Consider the following 21,567-nt stretch of genomic DNA (forward strand, 5'->3'; position numbering starts at 1 on the left):
AATCACACACAAGCCCGACATTTGTGTTCGGGCCAGCCGGCATCAAGCCTGCAGAGAAAAAGAGCGCGCTTCACTCCAGCGTTGCAGTGACCATCAGGGAGAGACACGGCTGGTGCCGCTGACGGTCAGGATGCGCACGCGTTGACCCACACGAAACACCTGGTTCGGCTCAACGGCCTGAACGTAGGCACGTACGCTGCCGTCGTCTTCACGCACGGTGATTTCAACGCCCTGTGTACGAGTAATGCCTTCCTCTGCCGCCCCACCGAGCATGCCACCCGCCACAGCCCCAATCACCGCCGCGACTGCGCTGCCACGTCCGCCGCCGACACCACTGCCCGCGATACCACCCACAATGGCGCCCGCACCTGAACCGATCGGCGTCTTGGTGCCTTCGATTTGCACCGGCCGCAACGCCTCGATGGTGCCCATGCGCACGGTTTGCACGGTGCGCGCTTCAGCGCGCGAGTACGTATCCCCAGACAGGTTCGAAGCACAGCCGCCCAGCGCACCCGCAAGGGAAAGGGATGCAATCAGTACTACAGATGTACGCATGATGGAAACTCCCGGTTGATGTTTCGCTTAGGACCCTTGGCGCGCGCCATCGACTCCCGGAGGTGCGAAATCGATACGCTTCCAAGGGTCCACCGCTTCCGTTAGGGTAGCCACTTTTCGGGCCAAAAGAGCAGCTATGGACTACTTCATCATCTTCATTGCCACGGCGAGCGGGTTGTATTTCCACTGGTGGCTGTATGTGCGCATCAAGCGCTGGGCCGATCGCGACCTGGCCTTGTCGATGGCCGATGGCGATCCGCGCAAGCGCGCCTTCATGCTGCAGAAATTCGAGCAAGCACGCGCCGAGCGAATTAAGCGCACTGACCTGGAAAGCTGGTTACAACGTGCAGCTGCCACCTATGCAGAGTGACCAACGCGCCTGAGTTCACAGACACAACGCACTGGCATCAGGGGGCCAGACGCTCGCGCAGCCATTGACCATCATCCTGCAGGCAATAATTCAGCCGGTCATGGAGACGGCTCGGACGCCCCTGCCAGAACTCGATGCGCTCGGGCAGCAGGCGAAAGCCCCCCCAATGCTCGGGACAGGGCGGCGCCTGGTCCTTGAAACGTTGTTCGGCCTGCGCCAACCGATCGAACAGCTCTTCGCGACCACTGATCTGCCGGCTTTGTGGCGAGGCCCACGCACCAATCCGGCTGCCCAACGGGCGGACCTGATAGTAAGCATCTGACTCGGCAGCACTTACTCGCTCGATGCGGCCTTCGATACGCACCTGACGCTCCAGTGCGGGCCAGAAAAAGGTCATCGCGGCATAAGGGCGGGCCTTGAGTTGCTCACTCTTGGCACTCTCGTAATTGGTGAAGAAGGTGAAACCTCGTTCATCCAATCCCTTGAGCAACAGCACTCGGCAATGGGGTCGACCTTGCGCATCCACGGTGGCCAAGGTCATGGCGTTGGGCTCGACCGGCAAGCGCTCGGTTGCCAGCGCATCGGAGAACCATTGACGAAAAAGAGTCAGCGGCTCAGCCGGTGCCTGCTCTTCGGTAAGCCCGTCACGCGTGTACTCTCGTCGCATATCGGCCAAGCTGTGAGACATGATTTCGCTCCCCGGTGGATGGAGCTACAGCTTAACCGAACAAGGCCTGCCAGGCTGTTTAAAATGCCTGCAGACCCAGGAGAAATAACGAGAAAGCGCACGCCAGGAGCGTGCGCTTTTTGTCTGGCGCCTTACTTAGTTGGCAGCAAGCTTAGTCGCCGCTTGCTTGGCATACTCGGCGCTGACGGTACTCAGGGCAGCCTGCTGGGTGACCAGAATCAGCACGCGGCGATTCTGCGCTCGGCCGGCTTCGCTACCATTACTGGCCAGCGGCATGGCGGCGCCCATGCCTTGAGTTTGCAGACGGTCATGCTTCAGGCCACTGAGACGGAAGATCGAACCCACTGCGCGGGCACGTCCCTGGCTCTGCTTGATGGCGGCTTCCTGGCTGAGACTGTTGTCGCCGTGACCGACGATCAGCACGCCGGCCGAGGTGTCTTTCTCCACCAGCTTGGCGACTTTGGTGATCGGTGCTAGGGAGGAAGGTAGGAGCATTTCAGGACGCTTCGGATTGAACGAGCTGTCCACCGGAGCGGTCACCACGACGGCATTGTCGGTGCGGTCAACTTCGAAGGTGCTGCCTGCCAACGCGTCACGCAGGTTGGCCTCATAGCCATCCAGCCAGGTTTTGGAAATTTGCGGAGCCTGCTGGGTGCCCGTGCTGCTGCAGCCGACCACGGCCAGGCAAAACATCAGAATCGAAGAGTGGAAAAGTTTCATATTCAGCTCGCCAAAAAAGGGTCAAGAAATTGACTGAAAGTCGGTTCAGGTTGCAGGTGGCATTTTGACACTATCCATTCGTTTCGCAAGGAATCATGGACGTCGTCTGACGGACGGCATTCCGCCGGACCCTGCACGACACGCGTTAACGTGCCGGTAAAAACATCATTCCGCTCTAGAACGGGCATTACGCTTTACCTGTCCTGTATCGGCCAGCAGCCGGTTTTCAACAGACCTCAAAGGCAGGATCCGACGACCTGCGCTAATCCCTGCGCACGGGGGTCCATCAAGACATAAGGTCCCAGTGTGTTGGTCACAAAACCGAAGCCGAGTTCCCGCTCCGGGCCGGCAAAGCCGATCGAACCGCCCGCCCCCGGATGCCCGAATGCCTTTTCACCCAGCCCATAGGTGGCATTGGCCACCCCCGGTTGGTCGAGCATGCAACCCAATCCGAAGCGCGTACTGGTCAACAAGGTGCGGTCTTCGCCGCGACAATGTTCGCGGGTCAGTTCGGCCAGCAAGTCTGGCTCCAGCAGTCGTCCATCGAGCAGGCCCGAATAAAAACCGGCCAGCGAACGAGCCGTGCCGTGGCCATTGGCCGCTGGCTGTTGCATCCGTCGCCATTCCGGCTTGTTGGTGCTGGTCATCACCGAGGGAGGATTGGTGAACGCGCGGGTGCTCAGGGCATTCGGTTCGCTCATCATGCAACGCAGCAAACGCTGCGCTGCCGCATCGCCCATGCTGCCCTTGCCTCGGGCAATGTGCGCGACCCGGTGGAATTCCTCGTCAGCCAGGCCGACATGGAAATCCAGCCCGAGGGGCCGTGCAGTCCGCGCCACGATGGACTCTCCTGCCCCCCGTCCATCGACGCGGCGCAGCAGCTCGCCCACCAGCCAGCCGTACGTGATAGGTGCATAGCCATGCCCCTGCCCTGGCGTCCACCAAGGCTCTTCAGCAGCCAAAGCGGCCGTCATGGCCTGCCAGTCGTACAGCGCCTCGCCAGGCAGACTGGCGTGGATCGCCGGCAACCCGGCCTGGTGGCTGAGCAACTGTCGCAGGGTGATGCGCTCTTTCCCTGCTGCGGCAAACTCGGGCCAATAGCGTGCCACTGGCACGTCCAGGTCGAGCTTGCCCTCTCCCACCAACTGCAATGCAGTGACGGCCGTGAACGTCTTGGTACAGGAAAACAGATTCGCCAGCGTGTCGCTGTGCCAAGGCTCGTTGCCATCCTTGTCGGCATGGCCCGCCCATAAGTCCACAACGGTTTCTCCGGCGACCTGCACACAGAGCGCGGCCCCGCGTTCCTGCGGGTTGTTGAACAGGTCGGCAAAAGCCTCCCGGACTGCCTCGAATTGCAGGTCGAAATAGCCGTTGATGTGCACAGAGGCTCCTAGTAACAGTTTTGGATCAGCGCGTATTGTTCCAGCCCAGCGACCACGTGAAAACCGCACAAGCCCCATTGCGCGTGGGAAGGATGTCCCATTTATCGGACTACGGCTTACATAGTCAGAGCAGGCTGACCGCAATAAAGCCGCTGACCGAGATGTCGGCCAGCGGCTGCTACGCATGAATCAGGTACGGAACTGTCCGACCAGCTCTTTCAGTTCCAGCCCCAGTCGCGCCAGCTCAGCACTGGCCGCCACGGTCTGCGCACTGGCCGTGGCCGTCTGCTCGCCGATATCACGCACCCGGGTCACGTTCTGGCTAATGGTTTCGGCCACTGCGCTTTGCTCTTCGGCAGCTGCGGCGATCTGCTGGTTCATCTGCTCGATGGTGGAGACCGACTGAGTGATGCGCTGCAACGCGCTGCCAGCCTCGCTGGCCAGCTCCACCGTGCGCTGGGTCAGCGTACGACTGCTGTTCATCTGTTCCACGGAGCGCTGGGCCATGCCCTGCAGACTGCCGATCAACACCTCGATCTCCTCGGTGGAGTCATGGGTGCGCAAGGCCAGCGCCCGCACTTCATCGGCGACTACCGCAAAACCACGCCCTTGCTCACCCGCTCGGGCCGCCTCGATGGCCGCGTTGAGGGCGAGCAAGTTGGTCTGCTCGGCGACGAGCCGGATCACTTCGAGCACGCTGCCGATGCGCGCGCTTTCCTCATTCAGTGCCTGGATCGACTGAGCGGTTTCTTCCACTTCACTGGCCAGGCTTCCGATCTGCCCCACGGCCAGCTGTACCACCTTATTACCCTGGCTGGCCTCGTCATCGGCCTGTCGAGCGGCCTGCGAAGCCTGGGCAGCGTTGCGTGCCACTTCCTGCACCGTCGCCGCCATCTGGTTGGTGGCGGTTGCCGCTTGCTCGGTTTCGATTTTCTGGATTTCCATGCCACTGCTGGTTTGCGAGGTGATCGCCGCCAATTGGTCCGCCGCGCTGGCAATCTGACTGACCCCACCGCCGATTCGGCCTACCAGCTGGCGCAAGCTGTCGATCATGCTTTGCATGGCGTTCTGCAATTGGCCAAGCTCATCGCTACGGTTACTCGGTCCATGCCCGCTATCACGTAGATCGCCCGCGGCGACCCGCTGGGCAATGGCCACGGTTTGGCGCAGCGGCCCCACGATGGATTGCCCGATAAGCAGCGAAGCCGCGACACCGAGAGCGATGGCAATCACAGCGAAGACGCCCAGCAGCAGCTCGCTTCGGCTTGTCTGCGCTGTCATGGCGTTCTGAGCTCTTTCGACCGACTGATCGACTATCTGTTCTGCCTGGCCGGCCAGATCAACCATCAGAGCATCGCTTTCTTCACGCATCGTGCGTGCGCGCTGGAACTGCAGGAATGCCTCGCGATAGTTATCCAGGGCAGCCAGACTTTCCTGAAGCGAGGCCTTCTGCTCATCCTCAAGCCACTGCATCAGATTGTTGGCGATGCGACGCTGCTCATCATAGAGGCCATTCCACTCCTGCCGAGCCTCGGCATCATTGAGTTGAGTGAAACGACTCTCCACCAGGCGCAAGTCCAGCATTCGTTTGCTGAGCCCTGAAGCGGTCTCGGCCAAGGTAAGCGGGTCGCTACCCTTCAGGCGATCCCCTCGCAAACGCAGCTCGCGAACGGCGTCATACATGTGCAGTTCGATCATTTCGAACGCTTCACGCGCCAGGAGCGCCGCTTCGTCCATGTGTTCGCGCTGAGCGTCCGCGTTGCGCAGGTGTCCCACGGTCGACTCGAACTGCTCGCCATACGCCTGCGCCCCGGAGCGAACCTGTCCAATGCGCTCGAGCGCACCGGGCTCGACAAGCGTTCGAGTCAGTGCATCGGCGCGCTCGATCAGCTGCTTCAGTTGATCATGCACACCCCGAGCGACGTCGGGATCGCGACTCAAGGCAAATTCACGCTGCAAGCCGCGCGCCTGCAAAACATGTTCTTGGATCCCAGCCATGTGGTTCATCTGCTGGGCTCGCACGTAAAGGCTCTGCACGGCATAGAAACCGGTACCTGCCATCATCACCGTGAGCAGCAATACCAGTCCGAAGCCCAACAACAGCTTGCGGCCTACTCGTTGGTTCTGAACCAACGCCAACATGCCCTTGAACATTAAAATCTCTCTCGTATGAACGTCCTTTTCTGTGAACGTCAGGATACCAACGCCCAGATTTCGACTTACGTAAGGGCTTTCGTCCAAAAGAGCGACAACTTTAGGGAAATGACGAAAAAGATCCTACTAGAGCGCTCGGACATTCGTCGTCAGCCGCTGTTCGGCAACAGAAATACGCCATCCCCTCATGATCGGACCGAAAGGGCGCTGTGTTTTAAAGCGCCGACAACACACGCTGAAAAAGGTCGCCGCAGCGGGCAGTACTGCGACTGCCCTAATGCGGTTCAGCCCAGCGGCGCTTCGTTGGGCTGCGGGCCGGCCGTGCCGCTCCGTAAACGCAGACGCACGCGGTAGATGCCCCACATGAGCAAGAGCCAGAACGGGATCATGAACACCGACACGCGGATGCCTGGAATCATCAGCAAAATGCCCAGAATGAAGACCACGAAGGCCAGGCACAGGTAATTGCTGAACGGTGACCACAACGCCTTGAAGCGGGTAACTACACCCTGTTGGCCCATGGCCTTGCGAAACTTCAGATGCGCCAGGCTGATCATCGCCCAATTGATTACCAGGGCGGCAACCACCAGGGACATAAGCATCTCCAGGGCATTTTGCGGCACCACGTAATTGACCACCACGCACAGCATCGTCATCAGCGCCGAAACACCAATGGCGAGCACCGGTACGCCGCGACGGTTGACCTTCATCAGCGCCTTGGGCGCATCGCCCTGCTCGGCCAGGCCGTAGAGCATGCGGCTATTGCAATACACACCACTGTTGTAGACCGACAGCGCCGCGGTCAGCACCACGAAGTTGAGGATATGCGCGGCCGTGTCGCTGCCGATCAACGAGAAGATCTGCACGAAGGGGCTGGCACTATAGGGATCGCCGGCATGGTTGAGGTTTTCCACCAGGCTGTCCCATGGGTACAGCGCCAGCAGCACCGTCAACGCGCCGATATAAAAAATCAGGATGCGATAGACCACCTGGTTGATGGCCTTAGGAATCACGTTCTGCGGCTCGCTGGCTTCGGCGGCGGTGATACCCACCAGTTCCAGACCACCGAACGAGAACATGATAATCGCGAGCACCATCACCAGACCTTCCAGGCCATTGGGGAAAAAGCCGCCACGGCTCCACAGATTGGTGATGCTCGCCTGCTCCCCCCCCAGGCCGGTTACCAGCAGATACAGCCCGAGGGCAATCATGCCCAGAATGGCCACGACCTTGATGATCGCAAACCAGAACTCGGTCTCGCCGAAGGCCTTCACGTTGCTCAGGTTGATCAGATTGATCAATACGAAGAAGGCCGCCGCCGTGACCCAGGTGGGTATTTCCGGCCACCAGAACTGCACGTACTTGCCCACCGCCGTCAGCTCAGCCATGCCCACCAGGACATACAGCACCCAGTAGTTCCAGCCGGCCAGGAAACCCGGGTAGCCGCCCCAGTATTTGTGGGCGAAATGGCTGAACGACCCAGCCACCGGTTCCTGGACAATCATCTCGCCCAGTTGGCGCATGATCAGAAAGGCAATGAAGCCACCAATGGCATAACCGAGGATCATTGACGGGCCGGCGCTTTTCATCACCCCGGCCGAGCCGAGGAACAACCCGGTGCCGATGGCGCCCCCCAACGCAATCAACTGGATATGGCGATTCTTCAGGCCCCGCTTGAGCGGGCCGGTGTGCAGAACTTCACTCATAAATTTCCTTGGAATATCTGGCCGCGCGCTGGGGAAAATCCAGGCTTAGACCGGCGCGTCCGGCTGCTTTTCCGGAACCGCCTGACGGAAAGCATCGAGGGGTTCGCAGGCAGTCACCAGGGCGAGAATGCGTGGGTACGCATGCAGCTCACAGGCAAAACGGCGGGCATTGTACACCTGTGGCACCAGGCAGGCTTCCAGATAGCCGGGCTTTGCGCCCAGCGACAGACCATCGGGCAGTTCGGCGAGGCCCTGCTCCACTGCCTCCAGGCCAGTCGCGACCCAGTGTCGCAGCCAACGCAGGCGCGTAGCTTCATCAAGACCCAACTGATGCTCCAGATACTGCAGCACGCGCAAGTTGTTCAGTGGATGCAGGTCGCACGCAATATGCAGAGCCAAGGCGCGGATACGCGCCCGCGCAACGGGCTCGCTTGGCAGTAGGGCCGGCTGCGGATGGGTATCTTCCAGGTATTCGAGAATCGCCAGGGACTGGGCAATGCTGCGTTCGCCGTCGCGCAACAGCGGCACCAACTGTTGCGGATTCAGCGCCCGATACGCCTCGCCATGCTGCTCGCCACCGTTCTTGAGCAAATGCACCGGCACCTGCCGATACGCCAGCCCTTTGAGATTCAAGGCGATGCGCACTCGATAGGCGGCGCTCGAGCGCCAATAGGAATAGAGCGTCAGCATGGTGCCCTCTCTTGCCGGCGGCATGCGATTACGAGGAATAGGGCTCCACTGCCTGGTCAATCGCACCGAAAATCGACTGCCCTTCGGCATCGAACATCTCGATACGCACCCGGTCACCGAAATGCAGAAACGGGGTTTTGGGTGCTCCGCTCTCGATCATTTCCAACATGCGCCGCTCGGCAAGGCAGGACGAGCCGACGCTGCGGTCGTGATTGGACACCGTCCCCGATCCGATAATGCTGCCAGCACCCAGCGGGCGCGTTCTGGCGGCATGGGCCAGTAGCGTGGGAAAGTCGAAGGTCATATCCACGCCTGCATTCGGACGGCCGAGCAGCTCGCCGTTGATGCGTGATTCCAGCGGCAGATGCACCTTGCCGTCCCGCCAGGCAGCGCCCAGTTCGTCCGGGGTGACCGCCACAGGGGAAAAACTCGACGAAGGCTTGCTATGAAAGAAGCCGAACCCCTTGGCCAGCTCGCCGGGAATCAGATTGCGCAGCGATACATCGTTGACCAGCATCAGCAACTGGATGTGCTCGGCTGCTTGCTGCCCGGCGATGCCCATCGGCACATCGTCGGTGATCACCGCGACTTCTGCCTCCAGGTCGATGCCCCATGCCTCATCGGCAAGACGGATCGGTGCATGAGGCGGCAGAAACGTATCGCTGCCGCCCTGATAAATAAGGGGGTCGTGCCAGAAGGATTCTGGCAGCTCGGCGCCGCGCGCCTTGCGCACCAGCTCGACGTGATTGACGTAGGCACTGCCATCGGCCCAGTGGTACGCGCGCGGCAAGGGACTGTGGCAGGCGGCCTGATTGAAAGCGAAAGCGTCGGGCTCGTTTCCCTTATTGAGGCGCTGATAAACAGCGTCCAGCAGTGGCCGGGTCTTTGCCCAGTCGTCCAGCGCTGCCTGCAAGGTCGCCGCGATGTCCGGCACTTTAACCGCTCGGGACAAATCACGGGACACCACCACCAGCACGCCGTCACGGCCCTGATTGAGTGAAGCGAGTTTCATTGAGGCTCCTTTTTCTGGACGCGTTACCTAGGCGCAAGCTTTCAATTCCTTCCAGAATCGCCAGCAAGCTGGCTTCAAGGCTCTAACCCGTAGGGTGGATGTCGATTTTCACATCCACCATCTCTTCGGTGGGGCGCCACCCGGTGGATCGATAAAGCGTGATCCACCCTACGTGGTGACATCCGGGGCGAGCTCGCCAAAACACGCGGCGACCTCAGGCGCCCGGGGATTTCCAGGAGTTCACATACTCCGCCACTTCCACGCTTGTGGCTGCCGCATCGATTTCCAGCGCATGGCGAGCGTCGATCATCACTGCCACTTCCTCGACAAAGCTCGCCGGGTTTTCCTGGCTCTTCTTCAATGCCTTGGGGTGTGGGCCGTGGGGGAAGCCGCAGGGATGTAGAGTGAGCATGCCGGCCTCGATATTGTCGCGGCTGAAGAAATTGCCGCGGTGATAGAACAGCACTTCGTCGAAGTCATCGTTATTGTGGAAGAACGGTACCTTGAGCACGTCCGGGTCAGACTCCACCGGGCGCGGCGTAAAGGTGCAGATCACAAAGCCATTGGCCACGAAAGTGGTGTGAGCCGATGGCGGCAAGTGGTAACGATGGCTCATCACCGGACGAATATCGCGCCAGTTAAGACGCACCACACAGTTATCACCATGCCAGCCGACCACATCCAGCGGGTTATAGGGATAGGTGACGGTGCTGATCTGCCCGCGTCGCTTGATGCGAATCTGCCAGCGATTTTCGTCCTGCTGGGCCTTGAAGGTGTCGTTCAGGTGCGGACGGGCGAAAACGGCGGAATCGAAAATTGCATGGGGGCCGAGCAAGCCTTTGTCCGGCAACTGATAGGCGCCGTCGGTGCTCTCAATCATCAGCATGAAGGTCGGCGAACTGGGCTCGATGCGCCAGGCCGTACCGCGCGGGATCAGCAGGTAATCGCCGTCACGGTAGGGCAAATGGCCGAAATCGCAGTAGAAATCGCCGGCCCCTTCATGGATAAACAACAGCTCATCGCCATCACCGTTGCGCACCAAATGGCGCATGGCCGTAGCGGTTTTCCAGACCCGCAGCTGCACATCGTTGTTGTGCAGCACCAGTGCCGCTTGCCAGGGGCAGCCCCCCTGCACATCGAGCTTTGCCAAATTGAACGCATGGGGCCGCAACGGGCCTTCCCAGTCCACCCAGCCGGTCGGCGGATGGCGATGATGCAAGTGACTGGCCGGCCCATAAAACCCTTCGCGGCCCATCTCCCGCTCGAACGTACCCGGCGGCATGTTGCAGTGCGCCTGCAACGAACATTCCCCTTCGCGGATGGGGAAGCTGATCCATTTGCGGCTCATGACAAGGCTCCTCACAGGTGGGCGTCGACCCACCGAAATGGTCACGTGACTGGCGAACTCAAGCCCGTTCCGGGTCTATTCCGCCTTGAGCACACCACGGCGGATCTGATCTTCTTCGATGGACTCGAACAGGGCCTTGAAGTTGCCCTCGCCAAAGCCCTGGTTGCCCTTGCGCTGGATGATTTCAAAGAAAATCGGCCCGATCAGCGTGTCCGTGAAAATCTGCAGCAGGATGCCGTCATCCTGGGGCGCGCCGTCAACCAGTATGCGCAGTTCGCGCAGCTCAGCGAGGGGCTCGCCGTGCCCGGGCACGCGACTGTCGATTTTTTCATAATAGGTGTCCGGGGTTGACATGAAGCGCACCCCGTTGGCGCGCAGCTGCCGCACCGTGGCGTAAATATCGTCGGTGGACAGGGCGATGTGCTGGATGCCCTCGCCATGATATTCGCGAATGAATTCTTCGATCTGTGAATGAGCATCTGCGGATTCGTTGATCGGGATGCGGATCTTGCCGCAGGGAGCGGTCATCGCCCTGGACAACAGCCCGCTGAGCTTGCCCTCGATATCGAAGTAGCGGATTTCACGAAACCCGGCGATGCGCTCATAAAAGCTGGACCAGACATCCATCTGCCCGCGCTTGACGTTATGGGTCAGATGATCGATCTCCAGCAACCCCACCGCACGGTCATTGGCGCTGCGGCCCGGATGGAACTCAAAATCAACGTCATAGATGCTGTGTGCGCCGTAGCGGTCCACCAGATAAAGCACCGAACCGCCGATACCGGCCACGCAGGGGATATTCAACTCGCCGAAATTGGCGTGACTGCCCAGTAACGTGGCGCCCTGCGCTTGCACATAGGCAGCGGCCTGAGCGGCATTCTTGACCCGGAAGGCCATGGCACAGGCGCTCGGCCCATGAGCCTGGGCAAAGGCATGCACCTCACCGCTGGGACTGCCGTTGAGTACAAAATTGATGCCGTGCTGTTGGAAGAGGAACACCGGTTTGGAGCGATGCCGGGCGGTTTCGGTAAAACCCATGGCGATGAACAACTGGCGTAGTTGTTCGAGACCTTCGGTGGTCGGTGCGGTGAATTCGACGAACTCGAAACCATCGGTTCCGATGGGGTTATGCGGGGCGATTCGGCTTATGACAGCGTCCATGTTAAGCCCTCCGGTTACATGCGAATGACCTAAGCACAGCTGCCGAACGCCCTTTACGCAATGTGAAACTCACCTTCCGGGCAGCCGGCGGCGTCGCGTCTCGGCACAATAAGTTGACGAAGCACCAAGCTGCTCCAATTCCTGCACAAACCTGTAAATAAATCCTGCCAGTGGGTGGCAATGAATTGCCACGTATTCCTGCGCCTCGTTTTATTGCAACGTTGAAGTTAATGCTCCGAATCAAGGCAACGCGGCGCCACTCCCCCTTTGATATCTATCAGTAAAAATACGATTACCGCTCTATTCCGGTGGTCATGCCAAGTTGGCAAGGGATATGCTTAGTTGCTGTTGGCGTAAGGTTAATAGCCAACAGTTCTAATAAATGAGGGGAAACCCCTCACCGACACCAAGGAAATGGAGCATGAGCATGCTTAAGAAACTCCCTGTGGCAATCGCAGTAGCCTCTTCGGTTGCCTTCAGCAGCATGGCAGTCTCGGAAACCGTAGAAAGTCCGATTGGTAAACTCGATGTCAGCATGACCGCTACCCTGGCGAGCGACTGGCTGAACCGTGGTTCTTCGCTGAACGGTGGTAATCCCACCGTGCAAGGCAGTTTGGACGTTGTACACGAAAGCGGCTTTTACGCTGGCATCTGGGGCGGCAGCATGGCGGGCGATGAAAAAACCGCCGGCTCTGAGTTCGACTATTACGTCGGCTACGGTGGCTCCATCACTGAAGAAATCACCTATGACCTGGCTGTGGCTACCTATATCTATTCAGGTACCACTTGGGGCGGTGAAGACGCGGAAAGCGATATCGAATACCTGGGCAGCATCAGCGCCTATGGCGGTACCGTCGGTCTCAAATACCGTACCGAAGACGTCAAGCAGCTTTATACCTACCTCGGCTACTCCTATGCCCTGCCGGGTGCAGTAACCTTGTCCGCATCGGTGGGTTTCACTGACATCGATGATGAAGTAAATAACGGGGAAGACTACACCGACTGGAGCTTGAGCCTGGGCAAATCCATCGCCAGTCTTGATTTCGCGCTGACCTACGCCACTAACGACCTGGACGGCACGGATGACAATTTTGCCGTCTCGGTTTCCAAGTCGTTCTAAAGTCCGCATCACGGTCACGGCCAACCCATGACCGCACCAAGAAACGCCGTTTCCCTTTGGGGTGCGGCGTTTTTTTTTGTTGCGCAGCGGCAGGCGGACGACGCGCTATACGCATTACGCCTTAGACATAGGCTGCTGACATAAAAAAATCCCCGGAAAGGATGCCTTCACCGGGGATTTTTCATCAGCGCAAGATCAGGCCTCGATCAGCTCACCGTTTTCCTTGACCTTCTGCGCTTCCAGGCTGGCGGCCTGTAGAGCAGTCAGAGCGATGGTGAAGACAATGTCGTCCACCAGCGCACCACGGGACAAGTCGTTCACCGGCTTGGCCAAGCCTTGCAGCATCGGGCCGACACTGATCACCGAGGCGCTGCGCTGCACCGCCTTGTACGTGGTGTTGCCGGTGTTCAGGTCAGGGAAGATGAACACAGTGGCCTGCCCAGCCACCGGGCTGTTCGGCGCCTTGGACTTGCCGACGCTGAGTACCGAGGCAGCGTCGTACTGCAGCGGGCCGTCGATCGGCAGTTCTGGCGCACGCTCACGGGCGATGCGCGTGGCTTCGCGCACCTTGTCCACTTCCGCGCCGCTGCCGGAGTCGCCGGTGGAGTAACTGATCATCGCCACACGCGGCTGCACACCCAGGGCCACGGCCGACTCGGCGCTCTGCAGAGCAATTTCCGCCAGCTCCGTGGCATTCGGGTTGGGGTTCACCGCGCAGTCGCCGTAGACCAGCACCTGTTCGGGAAGCAGCATGAAGAACACCGAGGACACCAGGTTATAGCCCGGCGCGGTCTTGATCAGTTGCAGGGCCGGGCGAATGGTATTGGCGGTGGTGTGGATGGCCCCGGAAACCAGGCCATCCACCTCATCCAGGGCGAGCATCATGGTGCCCAGCACTACGGTATCGCGCAGCTGCTCGTCGGCCATTTCCGGCGTCAGGCCCTTGCTCTTGCGCATCTCGACCATGGCCGGCACGTACCGGGCGCGAATGCTGTCAGGATCGAGAATTTCCAGCCCCGCCGGCAGGTTGATGCCCTGCGACTTGGCGACCGCGCGGACTTCTTCGGGCCGGGCCAGCAGCACGCAACGGGCAATGCCGCGTTCCTGGCAGATCGCTGCGGCACGAATGGTGCGCGGCTCGCTGCCTTCCGGCAAAACGATACGCTTGTCGGCGTCCTGGGCACGCTTGACCAACTGGTAACGGAACGCGGGTGGCGACAGGCGAATTTCGCCACGGGGCAGGCTCAAACGCGCCTGCAGAACATCGGCCTGCAGGTGGCGAGCAATGAAATCGGTGACGCGGGTGGCCCGTTCGATATCGTCCGACGGGGTTTCGCGGTTCAGGGCAAACAGATTGGTGGCTGTGTCGTAGGAGCCCGTAGCCACGCTCAGCACCGGCAAGCCGCTATCCAGCGCCGCTTTGCACAGCTCAAGAATGCGCGGATCCGGCGCATAGTCACCCGTCAGCAGCAGACCGGCCAGCTTCACGCCGTTCAGCGAGGCCAGGCTGGCGGCCAGGATGATGTCGTCGCGATCGCCCGGCGTCACCACCAGCACGCCGGACTGCAACAGCGCCACGGTATTGGGCACGGTACGTGCGCTGAGGATGATCTGGTGCACCCGGCGCTGCTCGGCGTCGCCGACATTAAGCACCTTGGCTGCGAGCAGCTCGGCAATGTCGCTGGTGCGCAGGGCATTGAGCTCGTCGGCCAGCGGGATGACACCCAGCAATTGGAAATCGTTACTGCCAAGGAGTGGCAACTGCGCCTTGAGACGCTCGATGAAGGCCGGCAGACCGTCCTCGCTGTGCACCTTGTTGAGAATGACGCCCAACATCTTTGCGTCCTTGGCGCCGCCAAACAGCTGGGCCTGGATCTCGATGCGCTCAGCCATCTGCTTGAGGCTGTCGCTGCCTTGGGCGGCAATCAAGATGACTTCGGCATCCAGGCTCTTGGCCAACTGCGCATTGATGCGCGCGGTGTAGTCCGTTTCGCGGGTCGGCACCATGCCTTCGACAATCACCACATCCATGCCGGCAGCAGCCTGCTCGAAACGGCTGACCACGTCTTCCAGGGTCAGGTCCAAGTCGCCGCTGGCCATCTGGCGTTCCAGCTGCTCCAGGGCAATCGGCTCGGGCGCGGTTTTGTTCAGCGTGCGCTCGACCAGCAGGCAGGAGCGCTCACGGCCCTGATCGACAGGAAACGGCTGGGAGATCGGTTTAAAGAAGCCGACCTTCAGGCCGGACTGTTCGAGCGCACGAATCAGACCGAGGCTGACGGAGTTGAGTCCGCCACCAAAGCCGGTAGGAGCAAGAAACAGGGTATGCATGGGTTCTCCTTGTGGGAGCAAAGGGATCAGCCTGCAAGAGGCATGGCATGAAAGAAGCCTACAAGACAAAACCCGACGCCGGCGTGGTCATCGGGTTTCATCCGGGTGTGGCAGATTTCTCAGGCGTCCAGCAACGCCAAGGTTTCCAGGGCGATCTGCCGCTCTTCGTTGGTCGGTACCACCAGAATACGCGGGCTGCCTTCGGTCTGGATCTGGCCAGCCGTGCCACGAGTGCAGCGGGCATTGGCCTGTGCGTCTACCTGGAAGTTGAACACTTTGAGATGCTCGACAGTCCGGGCGCGCACCGCCGAAGAGTTTTCACCAATACCGCCGGTGAAGATCAGGCCGTTCACACGCGGCAGCGCGCAGGCCATGCTGGCCAGGGACTTGGCCAGGCGATAGCAGAACACCTCGAAGGCCAGCGTTGCTCCCGAATGGCCGGCTTCATACGCTTCATGCAGGGTACGCATGTCGTTGGACAAGCCGGACAAGCCCTTCAGGCCACTGTCGCGGGTCAGCATGGAGTCGATCTGCTCAATGCTCCAGCCCAGGGTGCGCGCCAGATACATGTGCAGGGCGGGATCGACATCGCCGCTGCGCGTGCCCATCACCACGCCTTCCAGCGGCGTCAGGCCCATGCTGGTGTCGCGGCTTTCGCCATTGACCACCGCGCAGGTGGAGCAGCCATTGCCCAAGTGGGCGACCAGCCAGCTGCTGTCATCCACCGGCACCCCGACCATTTCGGCGGCGCGCTGACTGACGAAGCGATGACTGGTGCCATGGAAACCGTAGCGACGGACGCCGTGCTCCGTGTAGAGAAACTCCGGCACGGCGTAGCGGTAGGCGTACTCCGGCATGCTCTGGTGAAACGCGGTGTCGAATACGCTGACTTGGGGCAGCCCTGGAAACAGTGACATGGCGGCTTCGATGCCGATCAAGTTGGCCGGGTTGTGCAGTGGGGCCAGTTGGGCATTGGTGTTGATAGCGTCAAGCACCGACGCATCGATCAGGCTGGAACCGGTGAAATGTTCGCCGCCGTGCACCACGCGATGGCCGATGCCATCAAGCCTGCCACCGGCCATTTCCTGGGCCAGCGGCAGAATTTTCGCCAGCGCTGCCGCATGATCGGCTCCCGGAAGGCTCAGCGTTTCCTTCGCTTCACCGATCTGCCATTGGATAACGGCTTCCGGGCTGCCGAGGCATTCAGCCAATCCTTGCAGCGGAAATGTCGATTGTTTTTCGTTAACCAAAGCAAACTTGATTGATGAGCTACCGCAGTTGATCACGAGAATATTGCGGACGGACATGAGGCTTCCTGAATCTTGTCGAGAAGTCGGACCACGCGTCCGCGCGGCCCACTTCAATTATTGGTTTTATGGTTAAGGCGTTCGGCGCTCTTGTGAAGCATGAACTAGCAGGGATGAAACAATACTGACATGCAGGATGGGCCCTCACAGTCCTGCTTTAGTCGAAAAGAATGCCCTCATTCTCAAGACTTTATGCGCAGCATGTGTCGCCCCGTCTTTTTAGTGCATAACGCCTTGATTCTTAATGACCACAATCAAGCGAATGGCATTTAGGTCGTTTGCTCAGCTGCGGCTCATTCCCCCTCCCCGGACAAACGCACCCTGTAGGGCGAATTGTTCGCTGCTGTACGAATCATCCGCCGTCGAATGGGCTGCGACCACCGCCGTGAGCTCGGCTGAACTCCCACCACCGTGTGTGTCGCCGCACCGGCGCAGCCTGCAGGCCCGGTGCCAAGCGAATGAATTCGCCCCTACTGGAATTACCTCCAGCCACGATACGTAGGATGGGTTGAGGGCTGCGACGATGCACCATCGTTTGTTTCGGTAGGGATGAGGCTCGCGGACGAAACTATTTCGCCCCTAATGCTGCAAATGCCCGTAAAGCTTGGCGTATAGCCCGCCTTCGGCAATCAGTTGCTGATGGCCGCCTTGTTCGGCAATGCTGCCGCCGTCGAACACCAGCACGCGGTCGGCCTGTTTCACGGCGGAAAGCCGGTGGGCGATGATCAGCGTGGTGCGTCCGCTGAGAAAGTTGCCCAGTGCCTGGTGCAGGGCATATTCGGTAGCGGCATCCAGCGCCGAAGTGGCTTCATCGAGAATCACCACCTTGGGGTCGGCAAGTACCATGCGGGCGATTGCCAGGCGCTGGCGCTGGCCGCCGGACAGTCGCACACCGGAACGACCGACCACGCTGTCCAATCCCGCCGGCAGTTGCCTGATCGTGCTGGCCAGTTGGGCGATTTCCAGCGCGCGCCAGCATTCATCATCCGTGCGTGAACGGCCCATGCACAGGTTGGCGCGTACCGTATCGTTGAACAGCGCCGGATGCTGCAGCACCACGGCGACATGCTCACGCACGGTTTCCAGGCCGATCTCTTCCAGACGTGCGCCCCCAAAACAGATGCGCCCGGCTTGCGGCGTATACAGCCCGAGCAGCAGCTGCACCAGGGTGCTCTTGCCGCCGCCCGAGGCGCCGACGATGGCCACCTTTTCGCCCGGTGCAATGGTCAGGTCGAGGTTTTCCAGGATTGGCTCATCCTGATACGCGAACCGCACGCCCCGCACGTCGATACCGACTGTGCGACGCTCGCTGAACGGATCGATCAGGCTGGCATGGCGCGGCTCATCGTCACGTCCCAGCAGTTCATTGATGCGTTTCAACGCACCGCCGGCCGCATAAAAGGCGTATTGCAGGCTCAGCAACTGCTCCACCGGACCGATCATGAACCACAGGTAGCTGAACACCGCGAGCATCTGGCCGATGGACAGATCGGACAACAGCACCGTCAGCATGGCGGCGGCGCGGAAGATATCGATGCCGAACTGGAACAGCAGGCCGCTAGTGCGGTTGGACGCATCGGTCTTCCATTGGGTGGCCATGGCGCGGTCACGCACATCCCGGGCGCGCAAGCCGAGGCGGCCGAAGAAATAACCCTGACGGTTGCTGGCGCGAATTTCCTGGATCGCTTCCAGGGTTTCGGTCAACGCCTGGGTGAAATACGCAGTGCTGTCGTTTTCCAGCTTCTTCAGGTGTTTGACCCGCTTACCCAGCTGCACGGTGGCGTAGATCACCAGCGGATTGAACAGCAGGATCAGCAGCGCCAACTGCCAGTGCATCCACAGCAAAATTGCCGAGGTGCCCACCAGGGTCAGCAGCGCTACCAGAAAGCGGCTGAGGGTTTCTCCCACGAACTTGTCGACCGTATCCAGATCCGTGACCAGGTTGGTGGTGACCGCGCCACCGCCGAGGCTTTCGTATTCGGCCATGGAGATGCGCTTGAGGCGTTCGATCAGGCGGGTGCGGATACGGTAGATGATGTCCTTGGACAATCGCGCGAACAGACGAGCCTGCAGCACGTTGAAAATCAGCGAGGCGGCGCGCAGGGCCAGACTCAGCAACAGCATCAGGCCGATATACCCGGCGGCAGTCTGCCAGCCGGCGGGCAGGAAATTGTCCATGAACCTGAGGGCGGCATCGCCCTGGCCAAGCAATACTTCATCCACCAGCAACGGCAGCAGGAGCGGAATCGGCACGCTGCACAGGGTGGCCAGCACGGCGAGCAGATTGGCCGCCACCAAGGCCTTGCGATGACGCAAGGCCAGGCGGCGGATTTCCGCCCAACTCAGCCGGTCAGTCACAGGCAATGCGCCCCAGCCAGCGATCAAGCAAGGGCGCCAGGCGTTCCAGCGGTTGATAGCCGTTGGTTAGCAGCGCCAGCTGTCCGTTGTGCTCGGCCAGCAGAGTTGGAAAACCGGCAATGCCCAGGCCTTGTGCCCAGGCGAAATCCTCACGGGTGGCCTGGCGGTGTTCGAGGCTGTCGAACCCGGTGGCGAACGTCTTGCGGTCGAGACCGGCCTCCACGGCCAGCTCAGCCAGCACACAGGCCTGGGTCACATCGCGACGCTCTACGTAAAACGCTCGTTGAATCAGGCCCAGCAATGCGCTGACCGTCTGCGGCGCCAGCAGGCGGGCGGTTACCAATGCGCGGCACGCCGGCTCCGTGTCATAGATAAGCCCTTCGGGCAAGCCGCCCTCCAGATGGAATGCCTGGCCAGTGGCCTCGTGTACCGCCTGCCAATAACACAGGGTGCGGGCGCGTCCGGCGTCATCCATGACCACCTGCTCACTGCGTAGCCCACCGAGCACCACATGGGTCGGCACCTGGGCCTGGCGCGCCTGCTCGGCCAACGCCTCGACCACTGGGGCAAAGCCCCAGCACCAGGAACACATCGGGTCCATCACATAAATCAGACGGTCCGCCATGGACTTTCCTCAGTTCTGCCGCGGATCGCGGCCAATCGGATGGGGCAGATTGCGCGCCTGGGCCAACTCGATCTGCTTCTGACGCTCGCGGGCACTGGCGCGGGTTTTCTCCGACAGCGAGTCATGGCAGTGCGGGCAACTGATGCCCGCCACGTACTGTTCCGACTGCCGCTCCTCGACCGACACCGGCATGCGACACGCATGACAAAGAGCGTAATCGCCTTCTGACAAGTCATGGCGCACGGTTACGCGATTGTCGAACACGAAACAGTCGCCGCGCCATTTGCTCTGCGCCTCAGGCACCTCCTCAAGGTACTTGAGAATGCCGCCCTTGAGATGAAATACGTCTTCGAAGCCGGCGCCAAGCATAAAACTGGAGGCCTTCTCGCAACGGATGCCGCCAGTGCAGAACATGGCCACTTTCTTGTGCCGTGCCGGATTGAAATTGGCTTTTATGTAATCGGGGAATTCGCGAAACGACTGGGTTTGCGGATCCACGGCGCCTTCGAAGGTACCGATTGCCACTTCGTAATCATTGCGGGTATCGATCAGCAGCACTTCGGGATCGCTGATCAACGCGTTCCAGTCCTGAGGCTCGACGTAAGTGCCTACCTGCTGATTAGGGTCCACGCCGGGCACGCCGAGGGTAACGATTTCCTGCTTGAGCTTGACCTTGGTGCGGTAGAACGGCGGCTCGTCGCAGAAGGACTCCTTGTGATCGATATCCGCCAGGCGCGCATCCTGGCCGAACCAGGCCAGCAGGGCATCGATGCCTTCGCGGGAGCCGGCAACCGTGCCGTTGATACCTTCTTCGGCGAGCAGCAGGGTGCCCTTCACGCCGTTATCCAACAGGGTGTTGAGCAGGGGTTCGCGCAGCTCGACGTAGTCCGGCAGGGAGACGAACTTGTACAAGGCTGCCACAACGATGTTCGCGGCCATCACAGATCCTCAGTGGTCACCCGCGTAAAGGGTGGACCGGGGTTATCAGGCCGCTGAAAAGCGTAGGCGAGGCGGGCAAGACGAGGCAAAAACAGCCGAAGAAGCGCAGTTTAGGTGTTCTAAATGAGCATTCTGAGACTGTTTTTAACGAAGTATTGCCAACGCAGGTAGCTTTTCAACGGCCTGTAATAAAGAAAACGCCGGCTAAAGCCGGCGTGGGGGCGCGGATTATAACAAAGCACGCCAAGGCACTCGAATATCCGCTTGTCCGCAGCGTGTCAGTGACCGCCCCGGCAGGTTGGCGAGGCGGGCGCCACGCCCTGAGCCGCCCATTCTTCAGGGGTATACACATGCATGGCCAGGGCATGGAACTGGCTCATCAGCTCGCCCAGCACGCCATAGACTTTCTGGTGACGCTTGACGCTGTTCAGTCCGGCGAACTGCTCGCTGACAACCACCACTTTGTAGTGAGTTTCCTGTCCGCGACTGTGCATGTGGCTCTCATCGAGAACCTCCAGATGCTGCGGGTCGAGCACCAACAAGGCGGTGTTGATACGGTCACGCATGCTCATGAATCACCTACTTTAATTCCTTGCCCATTTCTTCGAGCAGTTTATTGACTTCCGGCACCACGCTTTCCAGCCTGGCCTGCGCCATCTGGGCCGATTGCGCGGTCAGCTCCGGCATTGTGTCCAGCACTTTGCGACCCAGCGCCGACTGATAGAAGGCATTCAGCTCCTTCAGTTCGCGTTCGCTGAAGTGCTGGCCGTAGAGCTTGATCATATCCGGCTTGAGCGTCTCCCAGCCCACCGCTCCCTCCAGCAGCGCATCGGCTTTGGCCTGGTAACGCTCCAGCACGGCCTGTTTATCGGCCGGCGCCTTGGCCTGTGCGAAACGCTGAGCAAACATTTGTTGTACCTGGGCATGCACCGGAACGCTCATGCGATCGGCCCGCGCCAGCTTGAGAAACTGTTCGACCTGCGCCGCATGACTGGCGGTATCCGCTACAACCGGAGCAGCCGCTAGAGTCAGTACAACTGTTGCCATTAAAACGTGTAAACGCACCATTCATTCTGTCCTTGAAAAAGAAACTGGAGAGTAAAG

The 21,567-nt window shown here is 60.2% G+C and carries 19 protein-coding genes and 1 pseudogene; 2 read left to right on the plus strand and 18 right to left on the minus strand.

Translation table 11 applies throughout. The annotated features are described in order from the left end of the window. Positions 1–93: 93 nt before the first annotated feature. Entirely contained in the window at positions 94–555 is a 462-nt protein-coding gene (locus ACTV8E_RS03420) for an outer membrane lipoprotein (protein ID WP_251837399.1), read from the minus strand. Positions 556–691: 136 nt separating this feature from the next. Between ACTV8E_RS03420 and ACTV8E_RS03425 the strand changes: the two genes are divergently transcribed. Continuing rightward, positions 692–925 (plus strand): hypothetical protein, encoded by a 234-nt coding sequence (locus tag ACTV8E_RS03425; RefSeq protein WP_443198486.1) that lies wholly within the window; start codon positions 692–694, stop codon positions 923–925. 37 nt (positions 926–962) lie between these two features. On the opposite strand, the gene pdxH is transcribed toward ACTV8E_RS03425, so the two are convergent. From pdxH to hppD, 10 genes and pseudogenes are all read right to left on the minus strand, one after another. Further along, entirely contained in the window at positions 963–1,613 is a 651-nt protein-coding gene (pdxH, locus tag ACTV8E_RS03430) for a pyridoxamine 5'-phosphate oxidase (protein ID WP_443198487.1), read from the minus strand. A 135-nt stretch (positions 1,614–1,748) separates the two neighbouring features. Then, complete coding sequence (locus tag ACTV8E_RS03435; RefSeq protein ID WP_251836652.1) at positions 1,749–2,333, minus strand: OmpA family protein; 585 nt, start codon at positions 2,331–2,333, stop codon at positions 1,749–1,751. A 236-nt stretch (positions 2,334–2,569) separates the two neighbouring features. Next, the gene (locus ACTV8E_RS03440) at positions 2,570–3,715 is read right to left on the minus strand and encodes a serine hydrolase domain-containing protein (protein ID WP_443198488.1); all 1,146 of its coding nucleotides are present in this window, start codon (positions 3,713–3,715) and stop codon (positions 2,570–2,572) included. A gap of 189 nt (positions 3,716–3,904) precedes the next feature. Continuing rightward, on the minus strand, positions 3,905–4,777 hold the full coding sequence (locus tag ACTV8E_RS03445; RefSeq protein WP_443198664.1) for a methyl-accepting chemotaxis protein: 873 nt from the start codon (positions 4,775–4,777) through the stop codon (positions 3,905–3,907). Continuing rightward, positions 4,760–5,869, minus strand: a pseudogene (locus ACTV8E_RS03450) (methyl-accepting chemotaxis protein); the annotation flags it as partial. The pseudogene ACTV8E_RS03450 and the gene ACTV8E_RS03445, both read right to left, overlap by 18 nt. A 284-nt stretch (positions 5,870–6,153) precedes the next feature. After that, on the minus strand, positions 6,154–7,575 hold the full coding sequence (locus ACTV8E_RS03455) for an amino acid permease (RefSeq protein WP_443198489.1): 1,422 nt from the start codon (positions 7,573–7,575) through the stop codon (positions 6,154–6,156). A gap of 45 nt (positions 7,576–7,620) precedes the next feature. Continuing rightward, positions 7,621–8,265 carry a maleylacetoacetate isomerase gene (gene maiA, locus ACTV8E_RS03460; RefSeq protein WP_443198490.1) on the minus strand — a complete coding sequence of 215 codons (645 nt, stop codon included), beginning with the start codon at positions 8,263–8,265 and terminating at the stop codon, positions 7,621–7,623. A 28-nt stretch (positions 8,266–8,293) separates the two neighbouring features. Then, on the minus strand, positions 8,294–9,277 hold the full coding sequence (locus ACTV8E_RS03465; RefSeq protein WP_443198491.1) for a fumarylacetoacetate hydrolase family protein: 984 nt from the start codon (positions 9,275–9,277) through the stop codon (positions 8,294–8,296). A 214-nt stretch (positions 9,278–9,491) separates the two neighbouring features. Beyond that, complete coding sequence (locus ACTV8E_RS03470; RefSeq protein WP_443198492.1) at positions 9,492–10,625, minus strand: homogentisate 1,2-dioxygenase; 1,134 nt, start codon at positions 10,623–10,625, stop codon at positions 9,492–9,494. 75 nt (positions 10,626–10,700) lie between these two features. Continuing rightward, positions 10,701–11,786: a 4-hydroxyphenylpyruvate dioxygenase gene (gene hppD, locus ACTV8E_RS03475; protein WP_443198493.1), complete on the minus strand. Its 1,086-nt coding sequence runs from the start codon at positions 11,784–11,786 to the stop codon at positions 10,701–10,703. A gap of 427 nt (positions 11,787–12,213) precedes the next feature. Here hppD and ACTV8E_RS03480 point away from each other — a divergent pair, with 427 nt between their 5' ends. Further along, a complete protein-coding gene (locus ACTV8E_RS03480) occupies positions 12,214–12,906 on the plus strand; it encodes a TorF family putative porin (protein ID WP_443198494.1) in 693 nt (230 codons plus the stop codon). 195 nt (positions 12,907–13,101) lie between these two features. On the opposite strand, the gene pta is transcribed toward ACTV8E_RS03480, so the two are convergent. From pta to ACTV8E_RS03515, 7 genes are all read right to left on the minus strand, one after another. Next, entirely contained in the window at positions 13,102–15,234 is a 2,133-nt protein-coding gene (gene pta / locus ACTV8E_RS03485) for a phosphate acetyltransferase (RefSeq protein ID WP_273537559.1), read from the minus strand. Between the two features lie 119 nt (positions 15,235–15,353). Further along, a complete protein-coding gene (locus ACTV8E_RS03490; protein WP_251836662.1) occupies positions 15,354–16,541 on the minus strand; it encodes an acetate kinase in 1,188 nt (395 codons plus the stop codon). 579 nt (positions 16,542–17,120) lie between these two features. Next, positions 17,121–18,899 carry an ABC transporter ATP-binding protein gene (locus tag ACTV8E_RS03495; protein WP_443198495.1) on the minus strand — a complete coding sequence of 593 codons (1,779 nt, stop codon included), beginning with the start codon at positions 18,897–18,899 and terminating at the stop codon, positions 17,121–17,123. Continuing rightward, on the minus strand, positions 18,892–19,524 hold the full coding sequence (locus tag ACTV8E_RS03500; protein WP_443198496.1) for a DsbA family protein: 633 nt from the start codon (positions 19,522–19,524) through the stop codon (positions 18,892–18,894). Before ACTV8E_RS03500 ends, ACTV8E_RS03495 begins: the two co-directional genes overlap by 8 nt. 9 nt (positions 19,525–19,533) lie before the next feature. Beyond that, positions 19,534–20,463: an oxygen-dependent tRNA uridine(34) hydroxylase TrhO gene (trhO, locus tag ACTV8E_RS03505; protein ID WP_443198497.1), complete on the minus strand. Its 930-nt coding sequence runs from the start codon at positions 20,461–20,463 to the stop codon at positions 19,534–19,536. A 278-nt stretch (positions 20,464–20,741) separates the two neighbouring features. After that, positions 20,742–21,035: a BolA family protein gene (locus ACTV8E_RS03510; RefSeq protein WP_251836666.1), complete on the minus strand. Its 294-nt coding sequence runs from the start codon at positions 21,033–21,035 to the stop codon at positions 20,742–20,744. A 7-nt stretch (positions 21,036–21,042) separates the two neighbouring features. After that, positions 21,043–21,531, minus strand: a complete 489-nt coding sequence (locus ACTV8E_RS03515) for a DUF2059 domain-containing protein (protein WP_443198498.1) — start codon at positions 21,529–21,531, stop codon at positions 21,043–21,045. Between the last annotated feature and the right edge of the window lie 36 nt (positions 21,532–21,567).

Source organism: Pseudomonas sp. B392_1p (assembly GCF_052245235.1).
In the GTDB taxonomy this organism is placed as follows: domain Bacteria; phylum Pseudomonadota; class Gammaproteobacteria; order Pseudomonadales; family Pseudomonadaceae; genus Serpens; species Serpens gallinarum.